This window comes from Amycolatopsis orientalis DSM 40040 = KCTC 9412 (assembly GCF_000478275.1).
Lineage (GTDB): Bacteria > Actinomycetota > Actinomycetes > Mycobacteriales > Pseudonocardiaceae > Amycolatopsis > Amycolatopsis orientalis.
The window spans coordinates 267361-288929 of sequence record NZ_ASJB01000043.1 but is presented as its reverse complement, the minus strand read 5'-3'; the positions used below and the strand labels follow the sequence as shown (position 1 = coordinate 288929).

The 21569-nt window shown below is 68.5% G+C and carries 21 protein-coding genes; 14 read left to right on the top strand and 7 right to left on the bottom strand.

Annotated elements, in window-relative coordinates:
* Window positions 1–267: 267 nt before the first annotated feature.
* From L324_RS13205 to L324_RS13190, 4 genes are read left to right on the top strand one after another with little or no spacing between them, the layout of a single operon-like run.
* The gene (locus L324_RS13205) at window positions 268–2778 is read left to right on the top strand and encodes a sensor histidine kinase (RefSeq protein ID WP_037306801.1); all 2511 of its coding nucleotides are present in this window, start codon (window positions 268–270) and stop codon (window positions 2776–2778) included.
* Window positions 2779–3189, top strand: coding sequence for a roadblock/LC7 domain-containing protein (locus tag L324_RS13200; protein WP_037306800.1), 411 nt, complete (start codon window positions 2779–2781; stop codon window positions 3187–3189).
* Complete coding sequence (locus L324_RS13195) at window positions 3186–3557, top strand: DUF742 domain-containing protein (protein WP_037306798.1); 372 nt, start codon at window positions 3186–3188, stop codon at window positions 3555–3557. Before L324_RS13200 ends, L324_RS13195 begins: the two co-directional genes overlap by 4 nt.
* On the top strand, window positions 3538–4143 hold the full coding sequence (locus L324_RS13190) for a GTP-binding protein (RefSeq protein ID WP_044852534.1): 606 nt from the start codon (window positions 3538–3540) through the stop codon (window positions 4141–4143). Before L324_RS13195 ends, L324_RS13190 begins: the two co-directional genes overlap by 20 nt.
* A gap of 429 nt (window positions 4144–4572) precedes the next feature.
* Here L324_RS13190 and L324_RS13185 read toward each other — a convergent pair whose 3' ends face one another.
* Both L324_RS13185 and L324_RS13180 read right to left on the bottom strand, forming a co-directional pair.
* Window positions 4573–4998: a DoxX family protein gene (locus L324_RS13185; protein WP_037306795.1), complete on the bottom strand. Its 426-nt coding sequence runs from the start codon at window positions 4996–4998 to the stop codon at window positions 4573–4575.
* A 193-nt stretch (window positions 4999–5191) separates the two neighbouring features.
* Window positions 5192–5641 carry a DoxX family protein gene (locus L324_RS13180; RefSeq protein WP_152546818.1) on the bottom strand — a complete coding sequence of 150 codons (450 nt, stop codon included), beginning with the start codon at window positions 5639–5641 and terminating at the stop codon, window positions 5192–5194.
* A 141-nt stretch (window positions 5642–5782) separates the two neighbouring features.
* Here L324_RS13180 and L324_RS13175 point away from each other — a divergent pair, with 141 nt between their 5' ends.
* Window positions 5783–6250, top strand: coding sequence for an NUDIX hydrolase (locus tag L324_RS13175; protein ID WP_037306793.1), 468 nt, complete (start codon window positions 5783–5785; stop codon window positions 6248–6250).
* Here the strand turns inward: L324_RS13175 and L324_RS13170 are convergent.
* Window positions 6240–6884: an HAD family hydrolase gene (locus L324_RS13170; protein ID WP_037306791.1), complete on the bottom strand. Its 645-nt coding sequence runs from the start codon at window positions 6882–6884 to the stop codon at window positions 6240–6242. The two genes, L324_RS13175 and L324_RS13170, sit on opposite strands and share 11 nt — an antisense overlap.
* Before the next feature lie 144 nt (window positions 6885–7028).
* On the opposite strand from L324_RS13170, the gene L324_RS13165 reads away from it, so the two are divergent.
* The 3 genes from L324_RS13165 (at window position 7029) to L324_RS13155 (ending at window position 10915) form a co-directional block, all read left to right on the top strand.
* On the top strand, window positions 7029–8615 hold the full coding sequence (locus L324_RS13165) for a discoidin domain-containing protein (protein ID WP_162835862.1): 1587 nt from the start codon (window positions 7029–7031) through the stop codon (window positions 8613–8615).
* A gap of 75 nt (window positions 8616–8690) precedes the next feature.
* Complete coding sequence (locus L324_RS13160; protein ID WP_037306788.1) at window positions 8691–9935, top strand: MFS transporter; 1245 nt, start codon at window positions 8691–8693, stop codon at window positions 9933–9935.
* Window positions 9932–10915 carry a TolB family protein gene (locus L324_RS13155; protein ID WP_037306786.1) on the top strand — a complete coding sequence of 328 codons (984 nt, stop codon included), beginning with the start codon at window positions 9932–9934 and terminating at the stop codon, window positions 10913–10915. Before L324_RS13160 ends, L324_RS13155 begins: the two co-directional genes overlap by 4 nt.
* A gap of 70 nt (window positions 10916–10985) precedes the next feature.
* On the opposite strand, the gene L324_RS13150 is transcribed toward L324_RS13155, so the two are convergent.
* The 3 genes from L324_RS13150 to L324_RS13140 form a co-directional block, all read right to left on the bottom strand.
* The gene (locus L324_RS13150) at window positions 10986–11783 is read right to left on the bottom strand and encodes an alpha/beta fold hydrolase (protein WP_037306784.1); all 798 of its coding nucleotides are present in this window, start codon (window positions 11781–11783) and stop codon (window positions 10986–10988) included.
* A gap of 23 nt (window positions 11784–11806) precedes the next feature.
* Window positions 11807–12451, bottom strand: a complete 645-nt coding sequence (locus L324_RS13145) for a DUF998 domain-containing protein (protein ID WP_037306782.1) — start codon at window positions 12449–12451, stop codon at window positions 11807–11809.
* A 124-nt stretch (window positions 12452–12575) separates the two neighbouring features.
* Complete coding sequence (locus L324_RS13140; protein ID WP_037306780.1) at window positions 12576–13709, bottom strand: metallophosphoesterase; 1134 nt, start codon at window positions 13707–13709, stop codon at window positions 12576–12578.
* Window positions 13710–13900: 191 nt separating this feature from the next.
* Here L324_RS13140 and L324_RS13135 point away from each other — a divergent pair, with 191 nt between their 5' ends.
* The gene (locus L324_RS13135; RefSeq protein WP_037306870.1) at window positions 13901–14767 is read left to right on the top strand and encodes a hypothetical protein; all 867 of its coding nucleotides are present in this window, start codon (window positions 13901–13903) and stop codon (window positions 14765–14767) included.
* Between the two features lie 178 nt (window positions 14768–14945).
* Here L324_RS13135 and L324_RS13130 read toward each other — a convergent pair whose 3' ends face one another.
* Window positions 14946–17213 (bottom strand): ATP-binding cassette domain-containing protein, encoded by a 2268-nt coding sequence (locus tag L324_RS13130; RefSeq protein ID WP_037306778.1) that lies wholly within the window; start codon window positions 17211–17213, stop codon window positions 14946–14948.
* Between the two features lie 78 nt (window positions 17214–17291).
* Here L324_RS13130 and L324_RS13125 point away from each other — a divergent pair, with 78 nt between their 5' ends.
* From L324_RS13125 to L324_RS13105, 5 genes are all read left to right on the top strand, one after another.
* A complete protein-coding gene (locus L324_RS13125) occupies window positions 17292–18074 on the top strand; it encodes a TetR/AcrR family transcriptional regulator (RefSeq protein WP_037306776.1) in 783 nt (260 codons plus the stop codon).
* Window positions 18075–18084: 10 nt separating this feature from the next.
* Complete coding sequence (locus L324_RS13120) at window positions 18085–18516, top strand: nitroreductase/quinone reductase family protein (protein WP_037306774.1); 432 nt, start codon at window positions 18085–18087, stop codon at window positions 18514–18516.
* A gap of 102 nt (window positions 18517–18618) precedes the next feature.
* Window positions 18619–19098, top strand: a complete 480-nt coding sequence (locus tag L324_RS13115) for a pyridoxamine 5'-phosphate oxidase family protein (RefSeq protein WP_051173876.1) — start codon at window positions 18619–18621, stop codon at window positions 19096–19098.
* Between the two features lie 30 nt (window positions 19099–19128).
* Complete coding sequence (locus L324_RS13110; protein WP_051173875.1) at window positions 19129–20676, top strand: sensor histidine kinase; 1548 nt, start codon at window positions 19129–19131, stop codon at window positions 20674–20676.
* Window positions 20673–21320, top strand: a complete 648-nt coding sequence (locus tag L324_RS13105) for a response regulator (RefSeq protein WP_037306773.1) — start codon at window positions 20673–20675, stop codon at window positions 21318–21320. Before L324_RS13110 ends, L324_RS13105 begins: the two co-directional genes overlap by 4 nt.
* Window positions 21321–21569 lie beyond the last annotated feature (249 nt).

Genomic DNA, 21569 nt, shown 5'->3' with positions numbered 1-21569 from the left:
CGGTAAACCGCCAGGTGACCGATCGACTGGACGCCCTGGTGGGCGCCTCGCGCGCGTGGTGGACTTTCGAGGTCCGCGGCCCGCTTGTCAGGTAGTCACCGCAATACGTGACTACCCTTCGCGTCTGGACTTGACTCACCCGTTTGGGTCTCCTAGCGTCTTCGCGGGCGGAGCGGACCACGCTGTGTTGATCCGGCTATCGGATCCCGCGGGTGAAGAGATCCCCGGCGACCCGACACCAAACTGCCGGAAGGAAAACGGACCACGGTGAAGCAAATTCCCCTTCGACGAGGCCGCGGCTCATCGATTCGTTCGCGCGTTCTGACGATCGCGCTCATTCCGAGCATCGCGCTGATGCTCGTCGGTCTGGCGATCGGCGGGTACCTGATCTTCGACGCGGTCAACGGCCGTGACTACGCGCAGCGGATCCGGGGCTCGGAAGCACCAGCCGTCCCGTTCTTCGCCCAGATCCAGGAGGAGCGGCGGCTGACGCTGCGCGAGCTGGCGGGCGACCGTTCCCAGCACGCCGCGCTCGTGGAGCAGCGTGCCAAGACCGACGCCGCCACCCAGGGCGTCGCCTCCTACCTCCAGACGTTCGTCGGCGACTCGCCCGACAGCGTGCAGCGCAGCATCGCCACGGTGAACGGCCTCTTCCAGAAGATGCCGCAGATCCGGCAGTCGGCCGACTCCGGCCAGTTGCCGCTGCTCGACGCCTTCACCTACTACAACCAGATCCTCGACCAGTTCGTCGAGGGTCTCACCGGGCTCGCGCAGGACGCGCCGAACGCGGAGAACGCCTACCAGCGGATCACCGCGGTGCCGTTGTTCACCGCGATCGACCAGCTGCAGCGGTCGAACGCGCTCGCCGCCGCGGCCGTGGCGGGCGGTGGCTTCACCGACGAGACCTACCGCGCGTACGTCACCCAGGTCGGTTCGTACCGGTCGCTGCTCGAGTCGTCCGTGACGCGGATGCCCCCGGGCGTCAAGGCGAAGTTCGACCAGCTGGTCGCGAGCGACCCGTGGAAGGCCGTCAACACGGTCGAGAACACCTTCCTGCAGAACAGCAAGGCCACCCTCCCGGTGCCCGAGCAGCTTTGGCTGCAGTCGGCCCGCGGCGTCGGCGACGCGATGATGCGCGGCTTCGTCGAGCAGAGTGGCGCGGCCACCACCGAGGCCATCGACGAGGCCGACCGGACGCTGATCACCTCGGCCATCGCCGCGGCCATCGCGCTGCTGGTGGCCATCGGCGTGTTCGTCATCGCCCTGCGGCTGTCCAACCGGCTCATCGGCAGGCTGGCCAGGCTGCGCGAGGACACCCTCGACGTCGCCGAGATCCGGCTGCCCGAACTGGTGGACCGGGTGCGGGCGGGTGAGCCCGTCGACCTCGACGACAAGGGTCACTTCCTCGACCACGGCGACGACGAGATCGGCCAGGTCGCCGAGGCGTTCAACAAGGCGCAGCAGACCGCCATCGCGGCCGCCGTCGAAGAGGCGCGGACCCGTGAAGGCACCAAGGCGGTCTTCCTCAACATCGCGCACCGCAGCCAGGTCATCGTGCACCGCCAGCTCAAGGTGCTCGACCAGGCCGAGCGCAAGCAGGAGGACCCGGAGCAGCTGGAGACGCTCTTCCAGCTGGACCACCTCTCCACCCGCGCCCGCCGCAACGCGGAGAACCTGATCATCCTCGGTGGCGGCCAGCCCGGCCGTCAGTGGCGCAAGCCGGTCACCCTGGCCGAGCTGACCCGTGGTGCCTCGGCCGAGACCGAGGACTTCGCCAGGGTGAAGACGGCCAAGATGCCCGCGATCGCGGTGCAGGGCCCGGTCGTCGGCGACCTCGTGCACCTGCTCGCCGAGCTGATCGACAACGCGACCTCGTTCTCGCCGCCGCAGTCGCGGGTCGAGCTGCGCGGCAACGTCGTCGGCAAGGGTGTCGTGATCGAGGTCGAGGACCAGGGGCTCGGCATCGAGCCGGAACAGGCCGCCGAGCTGAACGCGATGTTGGCCGATCCGCCGGACTTCGGCATCATGGCCCTGTCAGCCGAGCCACGGCTGGGCCTGTTCGTGGTCGCGCGGCTCGCCGCCCGCCACGGGATCTCCGTGCACCTGCGCGAATCCGCGTACGGCGGCACCAGGGCCATCGTGCTCGTCCGCACCGACCTGCTCGCGCCGGTCCCGACCGATCAGCCGGAGGACGAGGTGGACCCCGAGAGCACCGAGGTGCCGGACGCCGCACCGCTGCGCCCGGGCCGCCGTGCCCGCCACCGGACCGAGATCCCCGCGGAACGGCCCGAACTCCCGGTGCCGATGCCGATCGCCCCGCAGGCCCCGGTTTCGCAGGCCCCGCCGAGTGCGGAGCAGCCCGGTTCCGCGCTGCCGCCGCTGCCCCCGCGTCCGCCGCGGGTGCCCCGGCCCGAAACCCCGCGCCCCGAGCCGATCCGGCCGGAGCCCGCGCGGGCCGAGGCCCGGCCGCAGCCGATGCAGCCGCCGGCGTGGCCGCCCGCCGAAACCCGACCGCAGGACAGCCGCCCGCCGCAGACCCGGCGACCCGGCCCCGAGGCGCCCGGCAGGCCACCGCTGCCGCAGCGCCGACGTCAGGCGAACCTGGTCCCCCAGCTCATGGAGGACCGGCCTGCCGCCCAGCAGGAGGAGGTCCGCGAGGACACCCCCGAGCTGGCCAGGAACCGTCTCGCCGCGTTCCAGCAGGGAACACGGCGTGCCCGGGACACCGAACCCACCGACGACTACACCGACCTCGACATGTACGGAGATCGTGACTAGATGGCCAACGCGGGAGTCAGTGAACTCGACTGGTTGCTGGATGACCTGGTCAAGCGGGTCAGCGGTGCCGACAGGGCGGTAGTCCTGTCGGCCGATGGCCTGCTCATCGGACGGTCCGGCAACCTGTCGGAGCAGGACGGCGAGCACCTGTCCGCGGTGGCGTCGGCGTTCCAGAGCCTCGCGCGGGGCACGGGACGGCACTTCGGCGGCGGCAACGTCCGCCAGACCATGGTCGAGATGGACCACGCCTTCCTGTTCGTCACCGCGGCGGGCCGCGGCGCGTGTCTCGCGCTGCTGGCCAAGGAGGACGCGGACATGGGCCTCGTGGCCTATGAGATGAACCTGATGGTCAAGCGGGTCGGTGCGGTGCTCACTTCGGCGCCCCGCGCCGCGACTCCCACGTCGCCATGAGCGGGCGGCACGAGTCGTGGTTCGAGGACGAGGCCGGGCCGCTGGTCCGGTCGTACGCCGTCACGGGCGGGCGCACCCGTTCGGACACGATCGGCCTCGACCTGATCACCCTGGTGGTCGCCATGCGCACCGCGCACGAGGTCGCCGGCTTCGAACCGGAGTACGGGCGGATCCTCAACCTGTGCCAGAGACCGACCTCCGTCGCGGAGGTGGCCGCGCGCATCGATCTGCCGCTGCCGGTGGTGAAGGTGCTGCTGAGCGACCTCATCGAACAGAACCTCGTGCTGTTCCGCACCGCGACACCGGTCACCGACACCCCCAACAAACACGTACTCCAGGCGGTTCTTGATGGCATCCGGAAACTCTGAGCCCCGGCGATCCTTGACCGCGAACGCGGTCAAGGTCCTCATCGCCGGCGGGTTCGGGGTCGGTAAGACCACGATGGTCGGTTCGGTCAGCGAGGTTCCCCCGCTGCGCACCGAGGAGGTCATCACCGCGGCGTCCGAGGGCGTCGACGACCTCACCGGTGTCGAGAAGAAGACGACCACCACGGTCGCCCTCGACTTCGGCCGGATCACCATCAACCCCGAGCTGATCCTGTACCTGTTCGGTACGCCGGGACAGGACCGCTTCTGGTTCATGTGGGACGAACTGGCCGAAGGCGCGCTCGGCGCCGTCGTGCTGGCCGACACCCGGCGGCTCGACAGCTGCTTCGCGGCCGTCGACTTCTTCGAGCGGCGCGGGCTGCCGTTCGTCGTCGCGGTCAACTGCTTCGACAACGCGTATCGCTATGGCACCGAGGAGGTCCGGCAGGCGCTCGACGTCGGCATGGACGTCCCGCTGCTGCTGTGCGACGCGCGGGAACGCGACTCGACGAAGCAGGTGCTGACCGTGCTGATGGAGCACGTGCTGGCGCTGTCCGACCTGGCGGCGGGACTGCCTCAGGTCCGCTGATCCGTCCTGCTCGAGACGAGCTGAAGGGCGCTTTCCCCGCATGCGATGCGGGGAAAGCGCCCTTCGTCGCGTGAGATGCGGGTATGGGGCCCTTCGCACCCCTCGCAATTAGTCGACTAACTGCCCGTCTGGGCTGGCCGCCGGGGTTCTGTGGCGCGACCTTGATCAACGGAGGAACGGGGACGTTGAGTGTCCAGATTCCTGCACCGACGATCCCGAGGCCCGCGGGACCGCCACCCTCGCGTGGGTCGTGAGTGGTAAGTGCCGTTAGAACGGCACTTACCACTCACGACCCACGCGAGCAGTCGACTACTTGCGGGGCAAGACCCCGCTCCCCCCTCGCAACCTCCCGGCGAAAAAGGCGCCGTGAAGGACGCTTTCCTTGTAATTTTCACCGGGAAAGCGTCCTTCACGGCATTCGGCGAACGGTCAGGAGCGACGGCGGCGAAGCAGGGTGTCGAGCGCGTAAGTGCCCGGTCCCACCACCGCGAACAGCAGGAAGATCCAGGAGTACAGCGCCGCCGTTTCCCCCTTGTTCTGCAACGGCAGCAGTGCGTCCGGCTGGTGAACGACGAAGTACGCGTAGGCCATGGTGCCCGAGAGGAGCACCGCGACCGGGCGGGTGAACAGGCCCGCCAGGATGAACAGCGAGCCGACCAGCTCGATCACCCCGGCATACCAGCCGGGCCAGGTGCCGACCGGTATGGCCGGCTTGTCGAAGAAGCCCATCTTCTGCAAACCGTGGCAGAGGAACAGGAACGCGACCACTACGCGGACGATGGAGAGGGTCAGGCCTTGCCACTTCGTTCTGGTCTGTCCGACCTCGGCACTCGTGGCGGCGGTTGTCTGGGTCATGACACATCCTTCCGGCTCAAGATGGTCTAAACCATTGATAGGTGTTCAGGATGACGGATGGCCCTGTCTGGAGGGAACTTTCTTTCGTGGGTAATACCACGGCTCTTCTGAGCCCAACAACGTTGTGCGCACGCGAAAAGAAGGCCCCTTTCCTGGAATCGTTCCAGGAAAGGGGCTTTTTCGTTTTTCTTGCTCAGCGACGGCGGCGGCGCAGCGTGTCGAGCGCGAAGGTGCCCGGGCCGACCACGGCGATCAACAGGAAGATCCAGCAGTAGAGGGTCGACAGCTCGCCCATGTTCTGCAGCGGCAGCAGGCCTTCCGGTGCGTGGACGGTGAAGTAGGCGTACGCCATGACGCCGGAGAGGAGCACGGCGACCGGCCGGGTGAACAGGCCGACCAGTACGAGCGCGGCGCCGACGACCTCGATCACGCTGCCGTACCAGCCGGGCCAGGAGCCGAGTTCGACCGAGCCGCCGGCGCCGTCGACGCCACCGAAGAAGCCGAATCCCTGCAGGCCGTGGCAAAGGAAGAGGAACGAGACCACGATCCGGACGGCCGACTGGATCGCGCCCTGTGCCTTGGCGGACCGGCTGGTGGTCGTGGTCGTGGTGGCGGTGCCGGTGGAGGTGATGGTCTGCGTCATCGTCCTGGTCCTTCCGAGAGGGTCTGTGGGGCGGCTTCTGACAACGCGTCGTACGGGCACGACGCATTTCGACATCGCCGCCGGAACTTTTTTCCCGAGGCGGTCGCATCACCCGGTCGGAGCAAGGGCACACTGGACGCCGTGGCGGGTAAGACGAGTGCCGGGATCCTGCTTTTCCGCAGGTCGGGCGAGGTGACCGAAGTACTGCTCGGGCATATGGGCGGGCCGTTCTGGGCCAAGAAGGACGCGGGCGGCTGGTCGGTGCCCAAGGGCGAGTACGAACCGGGTGAGACGCCGGAGGCCGCGGCGCGGCGCGAGTTCCAGGAGGAACTGGGCCTGCCCGCGCCGGAGGGGGAGTACCTCCCGCTCGGCGAGGTGAAGCAGTCCGGCGGCAAGGTCGTCACGGTCTGGGCGGTGGAGGGAGACCTCGATCCCGCTCAGGTGGTCCCGGGCACCTTCGAGATGGAGTGGCCGCCGCGGTCGGGGCGGACGCAGGAGTTCCCCGAGGTCGACAGGGTCGCTTGGTTCGGGCTCGTGGAAGCCGAGGAGAAGCTACTCAAGGGGCAGCGCCCGTTCCTCGTCCGGCTGGCGGAAACGCTCAGCGGCTGAGCAACGCGCTCAGCGGTTCGTCGGCCAGCGAGCCGAGGACGAGATCGGCGTGGTCGAAGTTCAGCACCGCGGTGATCGGATTCGGGACCGCGACGCACTTCAGCCCGGCGGCCTTCGCCGCGGTGACGCCGTGCGGTGAGTCCTCGAACGCGATCGCCTCGGACGGCGGCAGGTCCAGTGCCGCGAGCGCGGCCAGATAGAGGTCCGGACTCGGCTTCGCCTCGTGGAGGTCGCCGGTGAGGACGGCTTCGAACGCGTCCGCGAGACCCAGCCGGTTCAAATGTGTGGCGACCCAGTCGCCGGTCGAACTGGACGCGATGGCCAGCCGCAGGCCCTGCTCATGCGCGTCTTCGAGGTACTCCTTGACGCCGGGACGCGGCCCTTCGGACTCCAGCAGCTCGGTGACACGGGCGCGGACGCCGGTGCGGATCGCGAGTTTGTCCAGGTGCTCGTCGTCCTTCGCCAGCAGCTCGAACATCGCGGCGGCGGTGTGCTGGGTGCCGATCACGGTGTGCCAGACGTCGAGGGGGAGTTCGCCGCCGCGTTCGCGGAAGGTCTCCTGCCAGGCCACGAGGACGGCGGCCTCGGTGTCGACCAGCGTTCCGTCGAAGTCGAAGATCAAGGCACCGGTCATGGGACGAGTCTATGTCTTGACTCACTGAGTGGCACGGATTACCGTACGCATTCGTTAGGAAAGTTACCAAACGAACACTGCTCGAAGAACAACGCCGCGCACCCGTCCCTCTTACCCGCCGCCACGGATCCCGGGGAGAACGATGTGAAGGCCCGAACCAGACTACTGCCCTTAGGCGCGGCCGCCATCCTGTTGCCGACGCTGCTCAGCGGAAGCGCGCAAGCCGCTGACGTCCTTTTGTCCCAAGGAAAACCCGTCCTCGTCTCGTCGGTGGAGAACTCGTCGTACGGCGGCCCACTCGCCGTCGACGGCAAGACGACCACCCGCTGGGCGAGTGCCGAAGGGGTGGACCCGCAGTTCATCCGCGTCGACCTCGGCGGCCCTTCGGCCATCAACCGGGTCAAGCTGAGCTGGGAAGCGGCCTACGCCACCGCGTACCGGCTGGAAGTCTCCAACGACGGTTCGTCGTGGACCTCGATCAAATCCGTCACCAGTGGTAACGGCGGGACCGACGATCTCACCGGGCTGTCCGGCCGCGGCCGGTACCTGCGTCTCGTCGGCACCAAACGCGCCACCAGTTACGGCTACTCCCTTTGGGAGATGCAGGTCTACGGCACGTCGGACTCGTCCAGTGACACGCAGGCGCCCACCGCGCCCGCGAACCTCGCGGCCGGTGCGATCACGTCGTCCACTGTGGACCTGACGTGGACCGGCTCGACGGACAACGTCGGTGTCAGCGGTTACGAGGTGCTGAGGAACGGTCAGGTCGTCGGCACGACCGAGACCACGGCCTTCACCGACAGCGGGCTGAGTGCCTCGACCGCGTACACCTACACCGTCCGCGCGAAGGACGCCGCCGGCAACACTTCCGCGGCCAGCAACCAGATCCAGGCGACCACGCAGGCGGGCGGTTCTTCCTTCGTCCTCGCCGCCTCCGGTGACATCGCCGAACAGTGCACCGCCTCCTCGTCCTCGTGCGTCCATCCGAAGACCGCCGCGCTGGTCGGCCAGATGAACCCGGCCGCGGTGATCACCATGGGCGACAACCAGTACGACGACGCCCATATCGAGGACTTCACGAGCTACTTCGACAAGACCTGGGGCAAGTACAAGAGCATCATGCACCCGGTCCCGGGCAACCACGAAACCTACGACCACACCCCGCTGGGCGCCTACAAGCAGTACTTCGGGAATATCGCGACCCCGAACGGGAAGACCTACTACAGCTGGGAAATGGGCAACTGGCACTTCGTGGCCATCGACAGCACGGAGTTCTCTCCCGGGCTGGCCGCGAACGCCATCAGCGACGAGCAGCTGAACTGGATCAAGCAGGACCTGGCGAAGAACACCAAGCCCTGCGTCGCCGCGTACTACCACCATCCGCGCTACACCTCGGGTGACCACGGCGACAACGACAAGATGGCCACCCTCTGGGAGACCATGGTGCAGAGCAAGGTCGACCTCGTGCTCAACGGGCACGACCACCACTACGAGCGGTTCTATCCGCAGAACGCGGACGGAGACAAGGACGCGGCCGGTCCGGTGCAGATCATCGGCGGTGGTGGCGGGGCGAGTCTGTACCCGGTCAAGACGCTGCATCCGGCCACGGCGAAGGCGATCTCGACCTACGGCGTGCTCAAGCTGAACATGTCGGACAACGCCTTCTCGACCCAGTTGATCGGTCTGGACGGCAAGACCATCGACGCCTCTCCCACCTACACCTGCCACTGATCCTCGCGATCAGGTGCCGGGTCGCGGCCGTGTGCACCGCGACCCGGCACCGTCCTCGCGGCGCTGGAGGTCTCCATGTACATAGCCACCAGTAGAGGAGCGGACGCCGCGGCGGAAGTCCCGAAGAGCGGCGTGAAACGGGCCGTCACCGGGAATGTCGTCGCGCTCGGCCTGGTCAGCCTGGTCACCGACATCTCGTCGGAGATGGTGACCGCGGTACTGCCGCTCTACCTCGTTCTCGGCCTGGGCCTGAGCCCGCTGCAGTTCGGCGTGCTCGACGGCCTCTACTCCGGCGTCACCGCCGTCGTCCGGCTCGTCGGCGGTCATCTCGCGGACCGGTGGCAGCGGCTCAAGGCGGTCGCCTGCTTCGGTTACGGACTTTCGGCGCTGGGCAAGATCGGCCTGATGCTGGCGGGTTCGTCCACGGTGGCGATCGGGGCGGTGCTCGCGGCCGACCGCACCGGCAAGGGCGTCCGGACCGCGCCGCGGGACGCGCTGATCACCTTGAGCAGCGATCCCGAACATCTCGGCCGCGCGTTCGGCGTGCACCGCGCGATGGACACCTTCGGCGCCTTCCTCGGCCCACTGGTCGCGATGGCCGTGCTGTGGCTCAGCCTCGGCAGCTACGACTCGGTGTTCTTCACCAGCTTCTGCGTCGCCGCGATCGGCGTGATCATCCTGGTGCTGCTGGTCAAGGACCACCAACCGGGGCCGCGGGCCGAGCGGCCCAAGGTCTCCTTGCGGGAGACCGCCGGACTGATCCGGCAGGCGTCGTTCCGCCGGATCTGCGTCTGGGCGGCGCTGCTGGGCCTGGTCACCCTCAGCGATTCGTTCCTGTACCTCGTCCTGCAGCGGCGCTGGGAACTCGGCGCCGTCTTCTTTCCCTTGCTGCCCTTGGGAACCGCGGGGGTCTACCTGCTGCTCGCCGTGCCGCTGGGCAGGCTCTCCGACCGCGTCGGCCGCTGGAAGGTGTTCCTCGGCGGGCATATCGCGCTGGTCGCCGCGCTGCTGGCGCTGCTCGGTCCGGTGGACGGTGGCGTGCTCGCGGTACTGGCGCTGATCCTGCACGGCGTCTTCTACGCCGCCACCGACGGTGTCCTGATGGCCGCCGCCGGGCCACTGCTGCCCGAACATCAGCGGGCGAGCGGACTGGCGCTGGTGCAGACCGGGCAGGCGACGACCCGGATGTTCGCCTCCGTCCTCTTCGGACTCGCGTGGACCGCGTGGGATCTGCACGCCGCGGTCCTGGTCGCCGCGGGCGCGCTGGCGATCGCGGTCGTCGCGGCCGCCATCCTCCGTCCACTGAGGACATACGCATGAGGGCGCGGATCGTGGGTGTGGCGGCGGCGGTCGTCGTCCTGATCGCGGCGGCCGTCGTCTTCGGACTCCAGTCCCGTGACCGAGGGCCGGCGGTCAACTCGGTCGCCGTCGTGACCGGGCAGCCGGTTTCGGTGCAGGCCAAGGGGCAGCTGCTGTTCCGCAACACCGCCGAAGGCCCCGACTTCGGCCACCTCGCCACCGTTCCGGCCGATCGGCCCGGCGAACCGAGGAAGGTGGCCGGTCTCAGCTGCGACCGGTTCGCCACCTCGGCGGGGACGGCGCTCTGCCTCGCCGCGCAGCCGGGCGTGCTGCCGCCGATGACCGACGTCATCGTGCTGGACCAGGACCTCAAGGAGATCCGCCGGGTCGAACTCCCCGGGACACCCAGCCGCGGGCGGGTCTCGCCGGACGGGAAACTCGTCTACTGGACGCTGTTCGTCAACGGGGATTCCTATGCGGAGAACGGGTTTTCGACCAGGGCCGGGATACTCGACCTGTCGACCGGGAACCTGATGAAGAGCATCGAGGAGATGGGGCTCCTGCTCGACGGCAAGCCGTACTACGCCTCGGATGTGAACTACTGGGGGATCACCTTCGCCCCCGACGGGAAGCGGTTCTACGCGACCGTGGGGACGAAGGGGAAGACGTACCTCGTCGAGGCGGATTACGAAAGGCTCGTCGCGAGGATGGTCCGGGAGAACGTCGAATGCCCGTCGCTTTCGCCGGACGGTAAGCGGATCGCCTTCAAGAAGCGGGTTTCCACCGATTCCGCGGCGCCGTGGCGGCTGGCCGTCCTCGAGCTGGCCTCCGGCCGGGAGACCCTGCTGGCGGAGACGCGCAGCGTCGACGACCAGGCGGCCTGGCTCGACGACCGGACCGTGGCCTACGGCCTGGAGTCGGGGATCTGGACGGTGCCCGCCGACGGGACCGGCTCCGCGAAGCTCTTGGTGCAGGGGGCCAGTTCGCCCGCGGGCGTGTAGTGGGCTCGTGAGTGGTAATGACGGTTAGAACCGTCATTACCACTCACGAGACCCACTGGATGCCGCCACTTCAGCTCGCGAAGTACTCGACCAGGACCGGGGCCACCGCTTTCGGCTTGAGCATATGCGTCTGGCCCTCGATCGTGCGGTGCTCGGCGCCGGGGACAGCCTTCGCGAGCGCGGCGACGCCGTTGCGGATCCACGCCGGGCTCTTGCCACCGTCCATGACCAGTGCCGGTGTGGTGACGCCCGCCCAACGGCCCTCGGGCAGCGGGGTGCCGTCGTGCAGACCGTCGAAGAGCGCGGCGTCGTAGCGCAGGGTCGGCGCGACTTTCTTCAGCTTCGGCCAGGCGGGCATGAACTGCATCATGAACACGACCGGCGCCGGAACCCGGACGCCCTCGCGCATGAACGTCTTGATCGCGGTGCCGGGCCGCCCGGCGGCGATGGCCGTCTCCAGCCGCCGCGCGTAGTCGGCCGGGACCGGCGGGCGGGTGTCGTCGACGACCAGCGGGAACTCGTACACCGCCAGTTTCGTGATCGGGAGCCCGGCGTTCGCGGCTTCGAGGGCGAGCGCGGCGCCGGACGAGATCCCGTAGACGTGGGCGGTGCCGCCCGCCTCCTTGATCAGCGCGGCGAGGTCCTCGACTTCGCGGGCGACCGAGAACGGCGCGGTGTCGGTGCTTTCCCCGCGGCCGCGGCGATCGTAGGTGTAGACGGTGAAATGCGGGGCGAGTTCGGCGGCCAGCGGCGTGGCCGGGCCGAAGCCGCGGTGGCACATCGCGCCGTCGACCAGGATGACGGCGGGGCCGGAGCCGGTGCGGGTGTAGGCGATGGTGGTGCCGTCTTGCGAGGTCACGGTGCTCATGGCGGGGATTCTCCTCGATCGGGTCAGCGGGCGGTACGGACGATGACGGCGGTGACCCAGCCCCAGGCCAGCAGCACGGCGGCCCAGAAGGCGAGCATCACGGCGGCGTTGGCGTTGCCGGAACTGATCCCGGCGAAGGCGGAGAAGAACGCGATGCCGGTGGCGCGGGAGTAGACGGCCCAGCCGCGGTGTCCCTCACGGGAGAAGCGGCTCGCGAACACGAAGGTCGCCACGATCAGCGACAGGAAGCCGATCGAGCCGGCGGCCATGTGCAGGATCCCCGCGGTGCTGATCGTCGCCGCGCCGGTACCGGCCGGGAAGCCGTTGCCGGGGTCGGCCTTGAAGACCGCCGCGAAAAGCAGGCTGACCCCGAAGACGCCCAGCAGTCGTGGACCCCAGACGCTCCCTCTGCCCGGTTCCATCCTGCGGTGCAGGCCGACCGCTCCCGCGATCATCAGGACGCCGGTGACCAGGAAGTTCGTCACCTGGATCCAGCCGGCGTCGCCGTTGCTCAGCATGCTCGCCGGGTGCTTGGTGAGGTCGAAGCCCTCGCGGACGGCGGCCTGGGCGAACGCGGTCAGGAAGTACAGCGGGCCCGAGACGGCGCCGCAGGCGAGCAGGGCGCGGGTCGGGACCGCGGCGTGGGTTCGGGTGGCGGCGATGGTCATCGTCTAGGCCTTTCGGAGCGGGGTTCGTTGGGCACCACTCTCGCTCCGAACGCTGGAGTTGTCAAGACAAAAAAAATTGTCGGTGGCACCTGCTGCGACGCCCGAAGACGTCGCATCCAGAGGGCTAAACGCGCTTTCGCAAGGTCAGGAGGGTGATCTCACTGGGCGCGAAGACGCGCAGCGGTGGTCCCCAGAAGCCCGTGCCGCGGCTCGTGTACAGCTGCGTGCGCTCGCCGTGACGGGACAAACCGGCCAAAACGGGCTGGTCGAACCGGACCAGGAGATGGAACGGCCAGATCTGGCCGCCGTGGGTGTGCCCGGAGATCTGGAGGTCGATACCGGCCTCGGCGGCCTGCTTGACCTGCTTCGGCTGGTGGGCGAGCAGGACGACCGGGGTGTCCGCGGCGACGCCGTCGAGCGCGGCCGGGAGGTCCGGGCCGTGTCCCGGCAGGCCGGAGGCGGCACCCGTCGGGTCGTCGATCCCGGCGAAGACGAGCGTGTCCCCGCCCTGGCGCACCGGTACGTGCCGGTTGTGCAGCGGTTCCCAGCCGAGGTCGCGCATATGGTCCAGCCAGGCCTGTGCTTCGCCGAAGTACTCGTGGTTACCGGTGATGTAGAACTTGCCGAGTTTGGCGCGCACCTTCCCCAGCGGCGCGACCTGCCCCTCGCGTTTGGCGACCGAACCGTCCGCGAGGTCACCCGCGTGGGCCACGACGTCCGCGTCGAGTTCGTTCACCACCTCGACGACCTTCTCCGACCACCTCGTCCGGTTCAACGGGCCGAAATGGGTGTCGGTGATGATCGCGAACCGGAGACCGTCGAGCCCGGCGCCGAGGCGGGGGAGGACGACGTCGAGTTCCTTCAGCCGCGGAACGCGCCTGGCCTCGACCATGCCGTACGCCGCGAGCGCCACGAAGCTCGCCACGATCACACCGGACACGATCTCCGCCGCACCGTCCACTCCGGACAGGGCGAGCACGAGGCGCAGCACGTTTCCGAGTACCGACAAGGAGAACAGCAGCCAGATCAGGCCGAGGGCGAGGTCGCCGATCTTCGCCGCGAGGTCGCGTTGCCACGGGCCGTGGCCCAGGACCATGCACGCGGGCAAGGCGAGGGCCGAGACGGCGAAGACGATCGTGCCGAGGTACTCGAGCGCGGCCGGGAGTTCGGGGGAGCCGACGACCGTCCACCACGGCACCCCGAACAGGAGGGCGAGGACGGCGATCAGCGTGAGAACGCGGACAAGGATGCGCGGCATCGGCGGGAAGTACCTCGGAATCGGGTCGGGATGTACCGGCCAGACTAACAGACCGTCGGTCTCTACCGCGGTTTTCGCTGAGGCGCCGACCGGTTTCACCTGGTGGTGTTCTCAGGTACGTAACCGGACGTACGTGAGGTGTCGCTTCGAGGACGACGCTTTGCCGGCCGGTGGCGAAGAGACTGCTCGGTATGAACATTTGGACCGAGGGCAGGCGGATCGAGCGCGTCGCCTACGTGACCGGAGTGCTCCTGTTCCTCAGCGGCCTCGTGCACGCGATCGTGCTGATCGCGTCGGGTGGCTCGTGGACCGGGCCGCTGTCGATGCGCAAGGCGGTGACCTTCGGCCTGTCGTTCGGGCTGACGCTGGCCACCGTCGCGTGGGCGACGTCGTACGTCGCGGTGCGGCCGCGGGTGCGGAACGCGCTGCTCGGTGTCTTCACCGGGGCGAGTGTCGTCGAGACGGCGCTGGTGAGCATGCAGGCATGGCGAGGAGTGCCGTCGCATTTCAACTTCGAGACCGGCTTCGACAACGCGGTGTCGACGACGCTCGCGGCGGGCGGCGGCGTGATCATCCTGACGGCGGTCTCGTTCACGGCCGCGGCGATGCGCGGCGAAGGGGAGACCACGGCCAGCATGCGGCTCGCGGTGCGGTTCGGCCTGGTCGCCCTGCTGGTGGCGCTCGGGGCGGGCGCGGCGATGATCGCGAGCGGCGTCACCGAGGCGCGCGGCGGGAACCCGCAGGCCGCGTACGCCACCGCTGGTGCGCTGAAACCGCTGCACGCCGTGGCGATGCACGCGATCCTCATCCTGCCTGGGCTCGCCTGGCTGCTGCGGTTCGCGGACTGGACGGAGCGGCGGCGGGTGCGGCTGGTGTGGGTGGCGATCGGTGCCTATGCGCTGCTGACGGCCGTGGTGGGGCTGGAATCGGTGACCGGGGTTTCGCCGCTGGCGGCCTCTCCCGTCGAGACGGTGACTTCGGGACTGGCGTTGGGGGTACTGGGGCTGGTGGGGCTGGGTGCCGCTCGTGAAGCTGTCCGTGGTCTCGGCAGGGGCTGAAGGGCGCTTTCCCCGCATCGCATGCGGGGAAAGCGCCCTTCACCGCATGCGATGCGACGAAAGGGCCCTTCACCTCGGTCGGGAGCCAGGGGTGCGGTGAGAGGTCGGTACCGGGGGTCGTGAGTGGTAAGTGCCGTTAGAACGGCACTTACCACTCACGACCAGCGGGGCGCGCGGCTCAGCCTTCCCAGCCCACGTAGGTGCGCAGGTGCTGGGCCGTCAGGGTGGTGCCGTCGGCGACCAGATCGGCCGGGGTGCCGGTGAAGACGATCTCCCCGCCGTCCACGCCGGCACCGGGGCCGAGGTCGACGATCCAGTCCGCATGCGCCATCACGGCCTGGTGGTGCTCGATGACCACCACTGTGTTCCCGTCGTCCACCAGCCGGTCCAGCAGGCCAAGCAACTGGTCGACGTCGGCGAGGTGCAGGCCGGTGGTCGGTTCGTCGAGGACGTAGGTCGCCGACTTCTCCGCCATCCGGATGGCCAGTTTGATCCGCTGCCGCTCCCCGCCGGACAGCGTCGTCAGCGGCTGCCCGAGGCCGAGGTAGCCGAGGCCGACGTCGGACAGGCGGTCCAGGATCGTCCGCGCCTGTCCCGAGGTGAAGAACTCGCGCGCCTCGGCGACCGGCATCGCGAGGACCTCGCTGATGTTCTTGCCCCGCAAGCGATAGGTGAGCACTTCGGCGGTGAAGCGCTTGCCCTCGCATTCTTCGCAGACCGTCGCCACCCCGGCCATCATCGCGAGATCGGTGTAGATCAGGCCGATGCCCTTGCACTTCGGGCACGCGCCCTCGGAGTTCGCGCTGAACAGGGCCGCCTTGACGCCGTTGGCCTTGGCGAACGCGGCGCGGATCGGGTCGAGCAGGCCGGTGTAGGTCGCCGGGTTGCTCCGCCGCGAGCCGCGGATGGCCGACTGGTCGAGCACCACCACGTCGTCCCTTGTGGACAGTGAGCCGTGGATGAGCGAGCTCTTGCCGGAACCGGCGACCCCGGTGACCACGGTGAGCACCCCGAGCGGGATGTCGACGCTGACGTCCTTGAGGTTGTGCCGGTTCGCGTTCCGGATCGGGATCTGCCCGCTCGCCACGCGGACGTCGGTCCGCAGCTTCGCCCGGTGGTCGAGGTGCCGCCCGGTCAGGGTGCCGGAGGCGCGCAGCCCGGCGACGTCGCCGGTGAAGCAGATCTGCCCGCCGTTCGGCCCGGCGCCGGGGCCGAGGTCGACGACGTGGTCGGCGATCTCGATCGTCTCCGGCTTGTGCTCGACGACGAGGACCGTGTTCCCCTTGTCCTTCAAGAGCAGCAGCAGCCCGTTCATCCGTTGGATGTCGTGCGGGTGCAGCCCGACGGTCGGCTCGTCGAAGACATAGGTGACGTCGGTGAGGCTGGAACCCAGGTGCCGCACCATTTTCACGCGCTGCGCCTCACCGCCCGAGAGCGTCCCGGATTCGCGGTCGAGGCTCAGATAGCCGAGGCCGATCTCCACCAGCGAGTCCAGCGTGCCTCGCAGGGTCTGCATCAGCGGGCCGACCGAGGGGTCGTCGAGTTTGCGGACGAAGTCGGCGAGATCGCTGATCTGCATCGCCGAACAGTCCGCGATGTTCAGCCCGTCGATCTTCGACGACAGCGCCGCCTGGTTGAGCCGCGCGCCGTCGCAGGCAGGGCAGCGCTTGAAGGTGACCGCGCGGTCGACGAACGCCCGGATGTGCGCCTGCGTCGCCTCCTTGTCCTTCGCCAGGAACAGCCGCTGGACCTTCACCAGCAGGCCTTCGTAGTTGGTGTTGATCCCGCCGAGCTTCATCTTGGTGGCGGGTTTGTACATGAAGTCTTCCCACTGCTGAGGGGTGTAGTCCTTCAGCTTGACCGCGGGATCGACGAAACCGGACTCCGCGAGCCCTTTCCAGTACCAGCCTCCCGGCGCGAAGTTCGGGACGGTGATCGCCCCTTCGTTGAGGGAAAGCTCCTTGTCGACCAGCTGGTCGACGTCGATGCTGGAAACCTTCCCGAGTCCCTCGCATTCCGGGCACATCCCCTCGGGCAGGTTGAAGCTGAACGCCCCCGAAGTGCCGATATGCGGCTTCCCCAGCCTGCTGAAGACGATCCGCAGCATCGTGTGCGCGTCGGTCGCGGTGCCGACCGTGGAGCGGGAGTTGGCCCCCATCCGCTCCTGGTCGACGACGATCGCGGCGCTCAGGTTCCGCAGCGCGTCCACGTCCGGCCGTCCGACCGGGGCCATGAAGGACTGGATGAACGCGGTGTAGGTCTCGTTGATCAGCCGCTGCGATTCCGCGGCGATGGTGCCGAACACCAAGGACGACTTCCCCGAGCCGGAGACACCGGTGAAGACGGTGAGGCGGCGTTTGGGGATGTCGACCGAGACGTCGGCGAGGTTGTTCTCTCTGGCTCCGCGCACCTGGATCATGTCGTGGCTGTCGGCGGCCGAAGGCATGGCTCTCCCCTGGTTGGAACTCTTTAGCCTGTAAAGTGAGGGTAGCAGAGGTTAGTTTATGCTGTAAGGAGTTGGCAAGTGGTCGTCTACGCGGCGCAGGGAGACCCCCGGAAGTCGATGGCCCTGCTGTGGCGGACGACGTCGCCGGTGGTCGAGCGCCCCGGCCCGAAACCGGGCCTGTCGGTGGATTTGATCGTGGACGCCGCCATCGAGATCGCCGACGTCGAAGGGATGGCGGGCCTGTCGATGCGCGCCGTCGGCGACAGGCTCGGCCGGACGGCCATGGCGCTCTACACCTATGTCCCGAGCAAGAGCGAACTGATCGACCTCATGTACGACAAGGCGCTCGCCGAACTGCCCGTCTCCTATGAAGGCGGCGATTGGCGGCCCGACGCGGCTCAGTGGGCGTACGACCTGTGGGACTTCTACCTGCGGCACCCCTGGGTCCTGCAGGTCTCGTCGGCACGGCCGGTGCTGGGGCCGCACGAGTACGTCGTGCTGGAGGCGCTGGTGAAGATCCTGCGCCGGACCGGGCTGTCGCCGGTGGTGTTGCGGCGGCTGGTCAGTGCGCTGTATTCGTGTGTCCGCGAGCCCGCGCGGACGGTCGCCGAGTCCAGGGCCGCGGAGAAGGTGACCGGGCAGACCGACGACGAATGGTGGTACGCGCGGTCGGCGCTCCTACGGGAGGTCTCGCCGGACTTCGCCGAGCGGTTCCCGACGCTGACCTGGATGGAGAGCGAGCGGGCGTTCCGGATGGCGGACGAGACGGTGCCGTATCTGGAGCAGGAGGCCAGGGAGGCCTTCGAACTCTCGCTGGCCGTTCTGCTGGACGGGATCGAAGTCACGATGAAAGCGGAGTAGTCTTCTCCGCATGCCCAGTGATTTCGCCTTGAAGACCATGAACGCCGTCCATCGCGTCATCCAGAAGGTCAGTGGCGGCCGCGCCGGCTGGGAGGTCGCCGGGATGACCGTGCTGGAACTGACCACCATCGGCCGCAAATCCGGCCAGCCGCGCACCGTGCTGCTGACCTCGCCGCTGCGCGAGGGTGACGCGTACGTCATCGTCGCCTCCCGTGGTGGCGACGACCAGCACCCCGCGTGGTTCCTGAACCTCCGCGACAACCCCGAGGTCCAGGTCACGCTGAAGGGTCAGGCTCCCCAGCCGATGGTCGCGAGCGTCGCCGACAGCGAGCTGCGGGCGCGCCTGTGGCCCAAGATCACCGCCGACTTCAAGAACTACGCGCAGTACCAGACCAAGACCGAGCGGGAGATCCCCGTCGTTCTTCTTTCCCCGAAGGCGTAACACCGGCATCCCCCGCGCGGGCCGGGTCCATCGGCCCTACCGGCGAGTCGGTAAGCCGGGGACCGTGGACCTCGAAGCCAACTGGGCCACGAGAACGCGGGGATGCCGATGTCAGACTCCTTGGGTCTCGAGACGCTCGATCGCGAGCAGTGCCTCGCGCTGCTCGCGGGCGCCGGGCTGGGCCGGGTGGTGTTCACTTCCCGGGCCCTGCCGGCGATCCAGCCCGCGCGGTTCGCGGTTCACCACGGCGCGATCGTCCTCCGGACGCCCTCACAGAGCGCGTTGTTCGCCGGAGTGCTCGACAGCGTGGTCGCTTTCGCCGTCGACGAGTTCACCGACGACCTGGGTTCCGGCTGGTTCGTCACCGTGCTGGGCCGCGCCTCCGAGGTACGTGATCCGATCGTGATCGCCGAGCTCGCGGAGCTGCCGCTCGGCTGCTGGACTGGTCGAACGGACGCCCGGTACCTGCGGATCCCGATCGAGTCGGTCACCGGTCGGAGGATCCTCGGCGTTTGCAGTAACGAAGCGCTGTCCGTGATCGACGCACCAGGTGAGCGATCCGGGCGCGTTTGTCATTCCTGACCCCACTGCCCGGGGAGTTACCCCAGGACGGTGACGCCAGTGCGGCGGGTGAGTGCGGCGAGCGACGCCAAGGCGCCCAGAATCCTGGACGCGGTGGCGGGGATCGCCCACGATCTCAGCCCCTCCGACGTGCTGCGGCGCATGGTCGAATCCGCCTGTGAGCTGACCGGGGCGCCGTTCGGCGCGCTGAGCGTCTTCGATTCGAACGAGTTCATCCGGTTCGGCGACGCGTGGGAGGCCCCGCCGCTCGAGGACGAGTCCCGCGTGATGCCCATCCGCCTGCGCGGCCGCATCTTCGGGATGCTGTATCTCGCCCGCAAGCCGGACGGTGAGGATTTCACCGAATCCGAGGAGGACCTCCTCGTCGCGCTCACCGCGGCGGCCGGTGTGGTGATCGAGAACGCCGCGCTGTTCGACCAGGTGCAGCGGCGCGAGCGCTGGCTCGAAGCCTCCTATCACGTCACCGGCGCACTGTTGACCGACCAGGATCTGACCGCGACCCTGCGCCTGATCGCCGAACGCGCCCGCGTCGTCGCCGGCGGTACCGCGGGCGCGGTGGCCCGTCCTCGCGGCGACGGGATGCTGGTCTTCGAGATCGTCGAGCCGCCGGGACCGGACGCGGATCGGCTCGCCGGGATCGCGGTGCCGACCGAGGGCACCGCGACCGGGATGGCCTTCACCACCGGCAAACCCGTCGTGGTCCGGGACTACGGCGAAAAGGTGGTCGAGTACCAGGGCGGACGCGGCGCCGTGATGCCCGCGGCGGTCAAGGACCTGGACTCCACGGTCGCCGTCCCGCTGATCGCGGGCGAGGAGAAACTCGGCGTCCTGCTGGTGGCGAAGTTCCGCGACAAGACCCCGTTCTCCGCCTACGACGTCCAGCTCGCCGAGACCTTCGCCGCGCACGCCGCGCTCGCGGTCGAATTCGCCCGCGCGCAACAGGACCGGCAGCGGCTCGCCGTCTTCGAGGACCGGGACCGGATCGCCCGCGATCTGCACGACCTGGTGATCCAGCGGCTGTTCGCGATCGGGCTCGGTCTGGAGGGGCTCGGCAAACTGGCGGGCGAGCCCGCCGTCGCCGACCGCGTGACCGGTTTCGCGCACGAGATCGACCGCACGATCCGCGAGATCCGCAACAGCATCTTTTCGTTGCAGGAACCCGCCGAGGCGCAGGGCAGCCTCCGGTCGGAGTTGCTGCGCGTCGCGCTCGACGCGGGTTGCTCGGCCGAGCCCCGGGTAGGCTTCGACGGGCCGCTCGATTCGACCGTGCCGGATTCGGTCCGCTCCGATCTCATCGCGACCCTGCGGGAAGCACTGTCCAATGTGGTCAGACATGCCGCGGCGACGGCGGTCTCGGTCGACGTCTCGGTCGATCGCGACGGGCGGTGGCTGAAGCTTTCGGTGGTGGACGACGGGGTCGGCATGCCCGTCGCACCCGGTCATCGCAGCGGGGTGGCGAACCTCGCCGAACGCGCGGCCCGCTGGAGCGGGTCGTTCAGCGTCGAAGCGAGGCCGGAAGGCGGGACGAGGCTCGACTGGTCGGTGGAACTACCGGCCCGACAGGGGAGTGTGGGATGACGATTTCGGTGTTCCTGCTGGACGATCACGAACTCGTCCGCACCGGGCTGAAGACCGTCTTCGAGGCCGAAGACGATCTCACGGTGATCGGTGAGGCGTCCACGGCCGCCGAGGCGCTGGTGCGGATCCCCGCGGTCAAACCGCAGGTCGCGGTGCTCGACGTCCGGTTGCCGGACGGTGAAGGGGTCAGCGTCTGCCGCGAGATCCGCTCGTCGGTCACCCCGCCGCCCGCCTGCCTGATGCTGACGTCCTATTCGGACGACGACGCGTTGTTCGGCGCGATCATGGCGGGCGCGGCCGGGTACATGCTCAAGCAGGTCTCCGGCGGCGCGCTCGTCAAGGCCGTCCGCACGGTCGCGGCGGGCGGCTCGCTCCTGGACAGCACGATGACGGCGTCGGTGATGAACCGGCTGCGCGGCGGAAGCGACCTTCCCGACCCGCGGTACGAACAGCTGAGCCCGCAGGAGCGGCGAGTGCTCGACCACATCGCCGACGGGCTGACCAACCGCCAGATCGCGGAAAAGCTGTACCTGGCGGAGAAGACGGTCAAGAACTACGTGTCGTCCTTGCTGCACAAGCTCGGTTTCGAACGCCGTACCGCCGCGGCCGTCTACGCCTCCCAGCGCCGCAAGCCCACTTCTTAGAAGAGCGTAAGGCAAACGTGGCGTGATCGACTCGATGCCGTGAAGGTCCCCTTGCCTACCCTCAAGGTAGCGAAGGAGGCCTTCACTACTTGGCGACCTACGTGGGACTCTCTCACGAGACCGGGGCCTATCCACAAAGGACAGGTTGCGGCGACTCGGCGTCCGGTTGATGCCTGAATGCACGTTCCTCAACGGGGGTCGTGAGTGGCAAAGAGCGTTCTAACGCTCCTTGCCACTCACGACCACGGC

What these genes read in the sequence shown, in the direction of transcription:
- L324_RS13200 (WP_037306800.1), top strand. Translation starts at nt 2,779, where the DNA reads ATGGCCAACGCGGGAGTCAGTGAACTCGACTGGTTGCTGGATGACCTG.
- L324_RS13195 (WP_037306798.1), top strand. Translation starts at nt 3,186, where the DNA reads ATGAGCGGGCGGCACGAGTCGTGGTTCGAGGACGAGGCCGGGCCGCTG.
- L324_RS13190 (WP_044852534.1), top strand. Translation starts at nt 3,538, where the DNA reads ATGGCATCCGGAAACTCTGAGCCCCGGCGATCCTTGACCGCGAACGCG.
- L324_RS13185 (WP_037306795.1), bottom strand. Translation starts at nt 4,998, where the DNA reads ATGACCCAGACAACCGCCGCCACGAGTGCCGAGGTCGGACAGACCAGA.
- L324_RS13180 (WP_152546818.1), bottom strand. Translation starts at nt 5,641, where the DNA reads ATGACGCAGACCATCACCTCCACCGGCACCGCCACCACGACCACGACC.
- L324_RS13170 (WP_037306791.1), bottom strand. Translation starts at nt 6,884, where the DNA reads ATGACCGGTGCCTTGATCTTCGACTTCGACGGAACGCTGGTCGACACC.
- L324_RS13160 (WP_037306788.1), top strand. Translation starts at nt 8,691, where the DNA reads ATGTACATAGCCACCAGTAGAGGAGCGGACGCCGCGGCGGAAGTCCCG.
- L324_RS13155 (WP_037306786.1), top strand. Translation starts at nt 9,932, where the DNA reads ATGAGGGCGCGGATCGTGGGTGTGGCGGCGGCGGTCGTCGTCCTGATC.
- L324_RS13150 (WP_037306784.1), bottom strand. Translation starts at nt 11,783, where the DNA reads ATGAGCACCGTGACCTCGCAAGACGGCACCACCATCGCCTACACCCGC.
- L324_RS13145 (WP_037306782.1), bottom strand. Translation starts at nt 12,451, where the DNA reads ATGACCATCGCCGCCACCCGAACCCACGCCGCGGTCCCGACCCGCGCC.
- L324_RS13140 (WP_037306780.1), bottom strand. Translation starts at nt 13,709, where the DNA reads ATGCCGCGCATCCTTGTCCGCGTTCTCACGCTGATCGCCGTCCTCGCC.
- L324_RS13135 (WP_037306870.1), top strand. Translation starts at nt 13,901, where the DNA reads ATGAACATTTGGACCGAGGGCAGGCGGATCGAGCGCGTCGCCTACGTG.
- L324_RS13130 (WP_037306778.1), bottom strand. Translation starts at nt 17,213, where the DNA reads ATGCCTTCGGCCGCCGACAGCCACGACATGATCCAGGTGCGCGGAGCC.
- L324_RS13120 (WP_037306774.1), top strand. Translation starts at nt 18,085, where the DNA reads ATGCCCAGTGATTTCGCCTTGAAGACCATGAACGCCGTCCATCGCGTC.
- L324_RS13115 (WP_051173876.1), top strand. Translation starts at nt 18,619, where the DNA reads ATGCCGATGTCAGACTCCTTGGGTCTCGAGACGCTCGATCGCGAGCAG.
- L324_RS13105 (WP_037306773.1), top strand. Translation starts at nt 20,673, where the DNA reads ATGACGATTTCGGTGTTCCTGCTGGACGATCACGAACTCGTCCGCACC.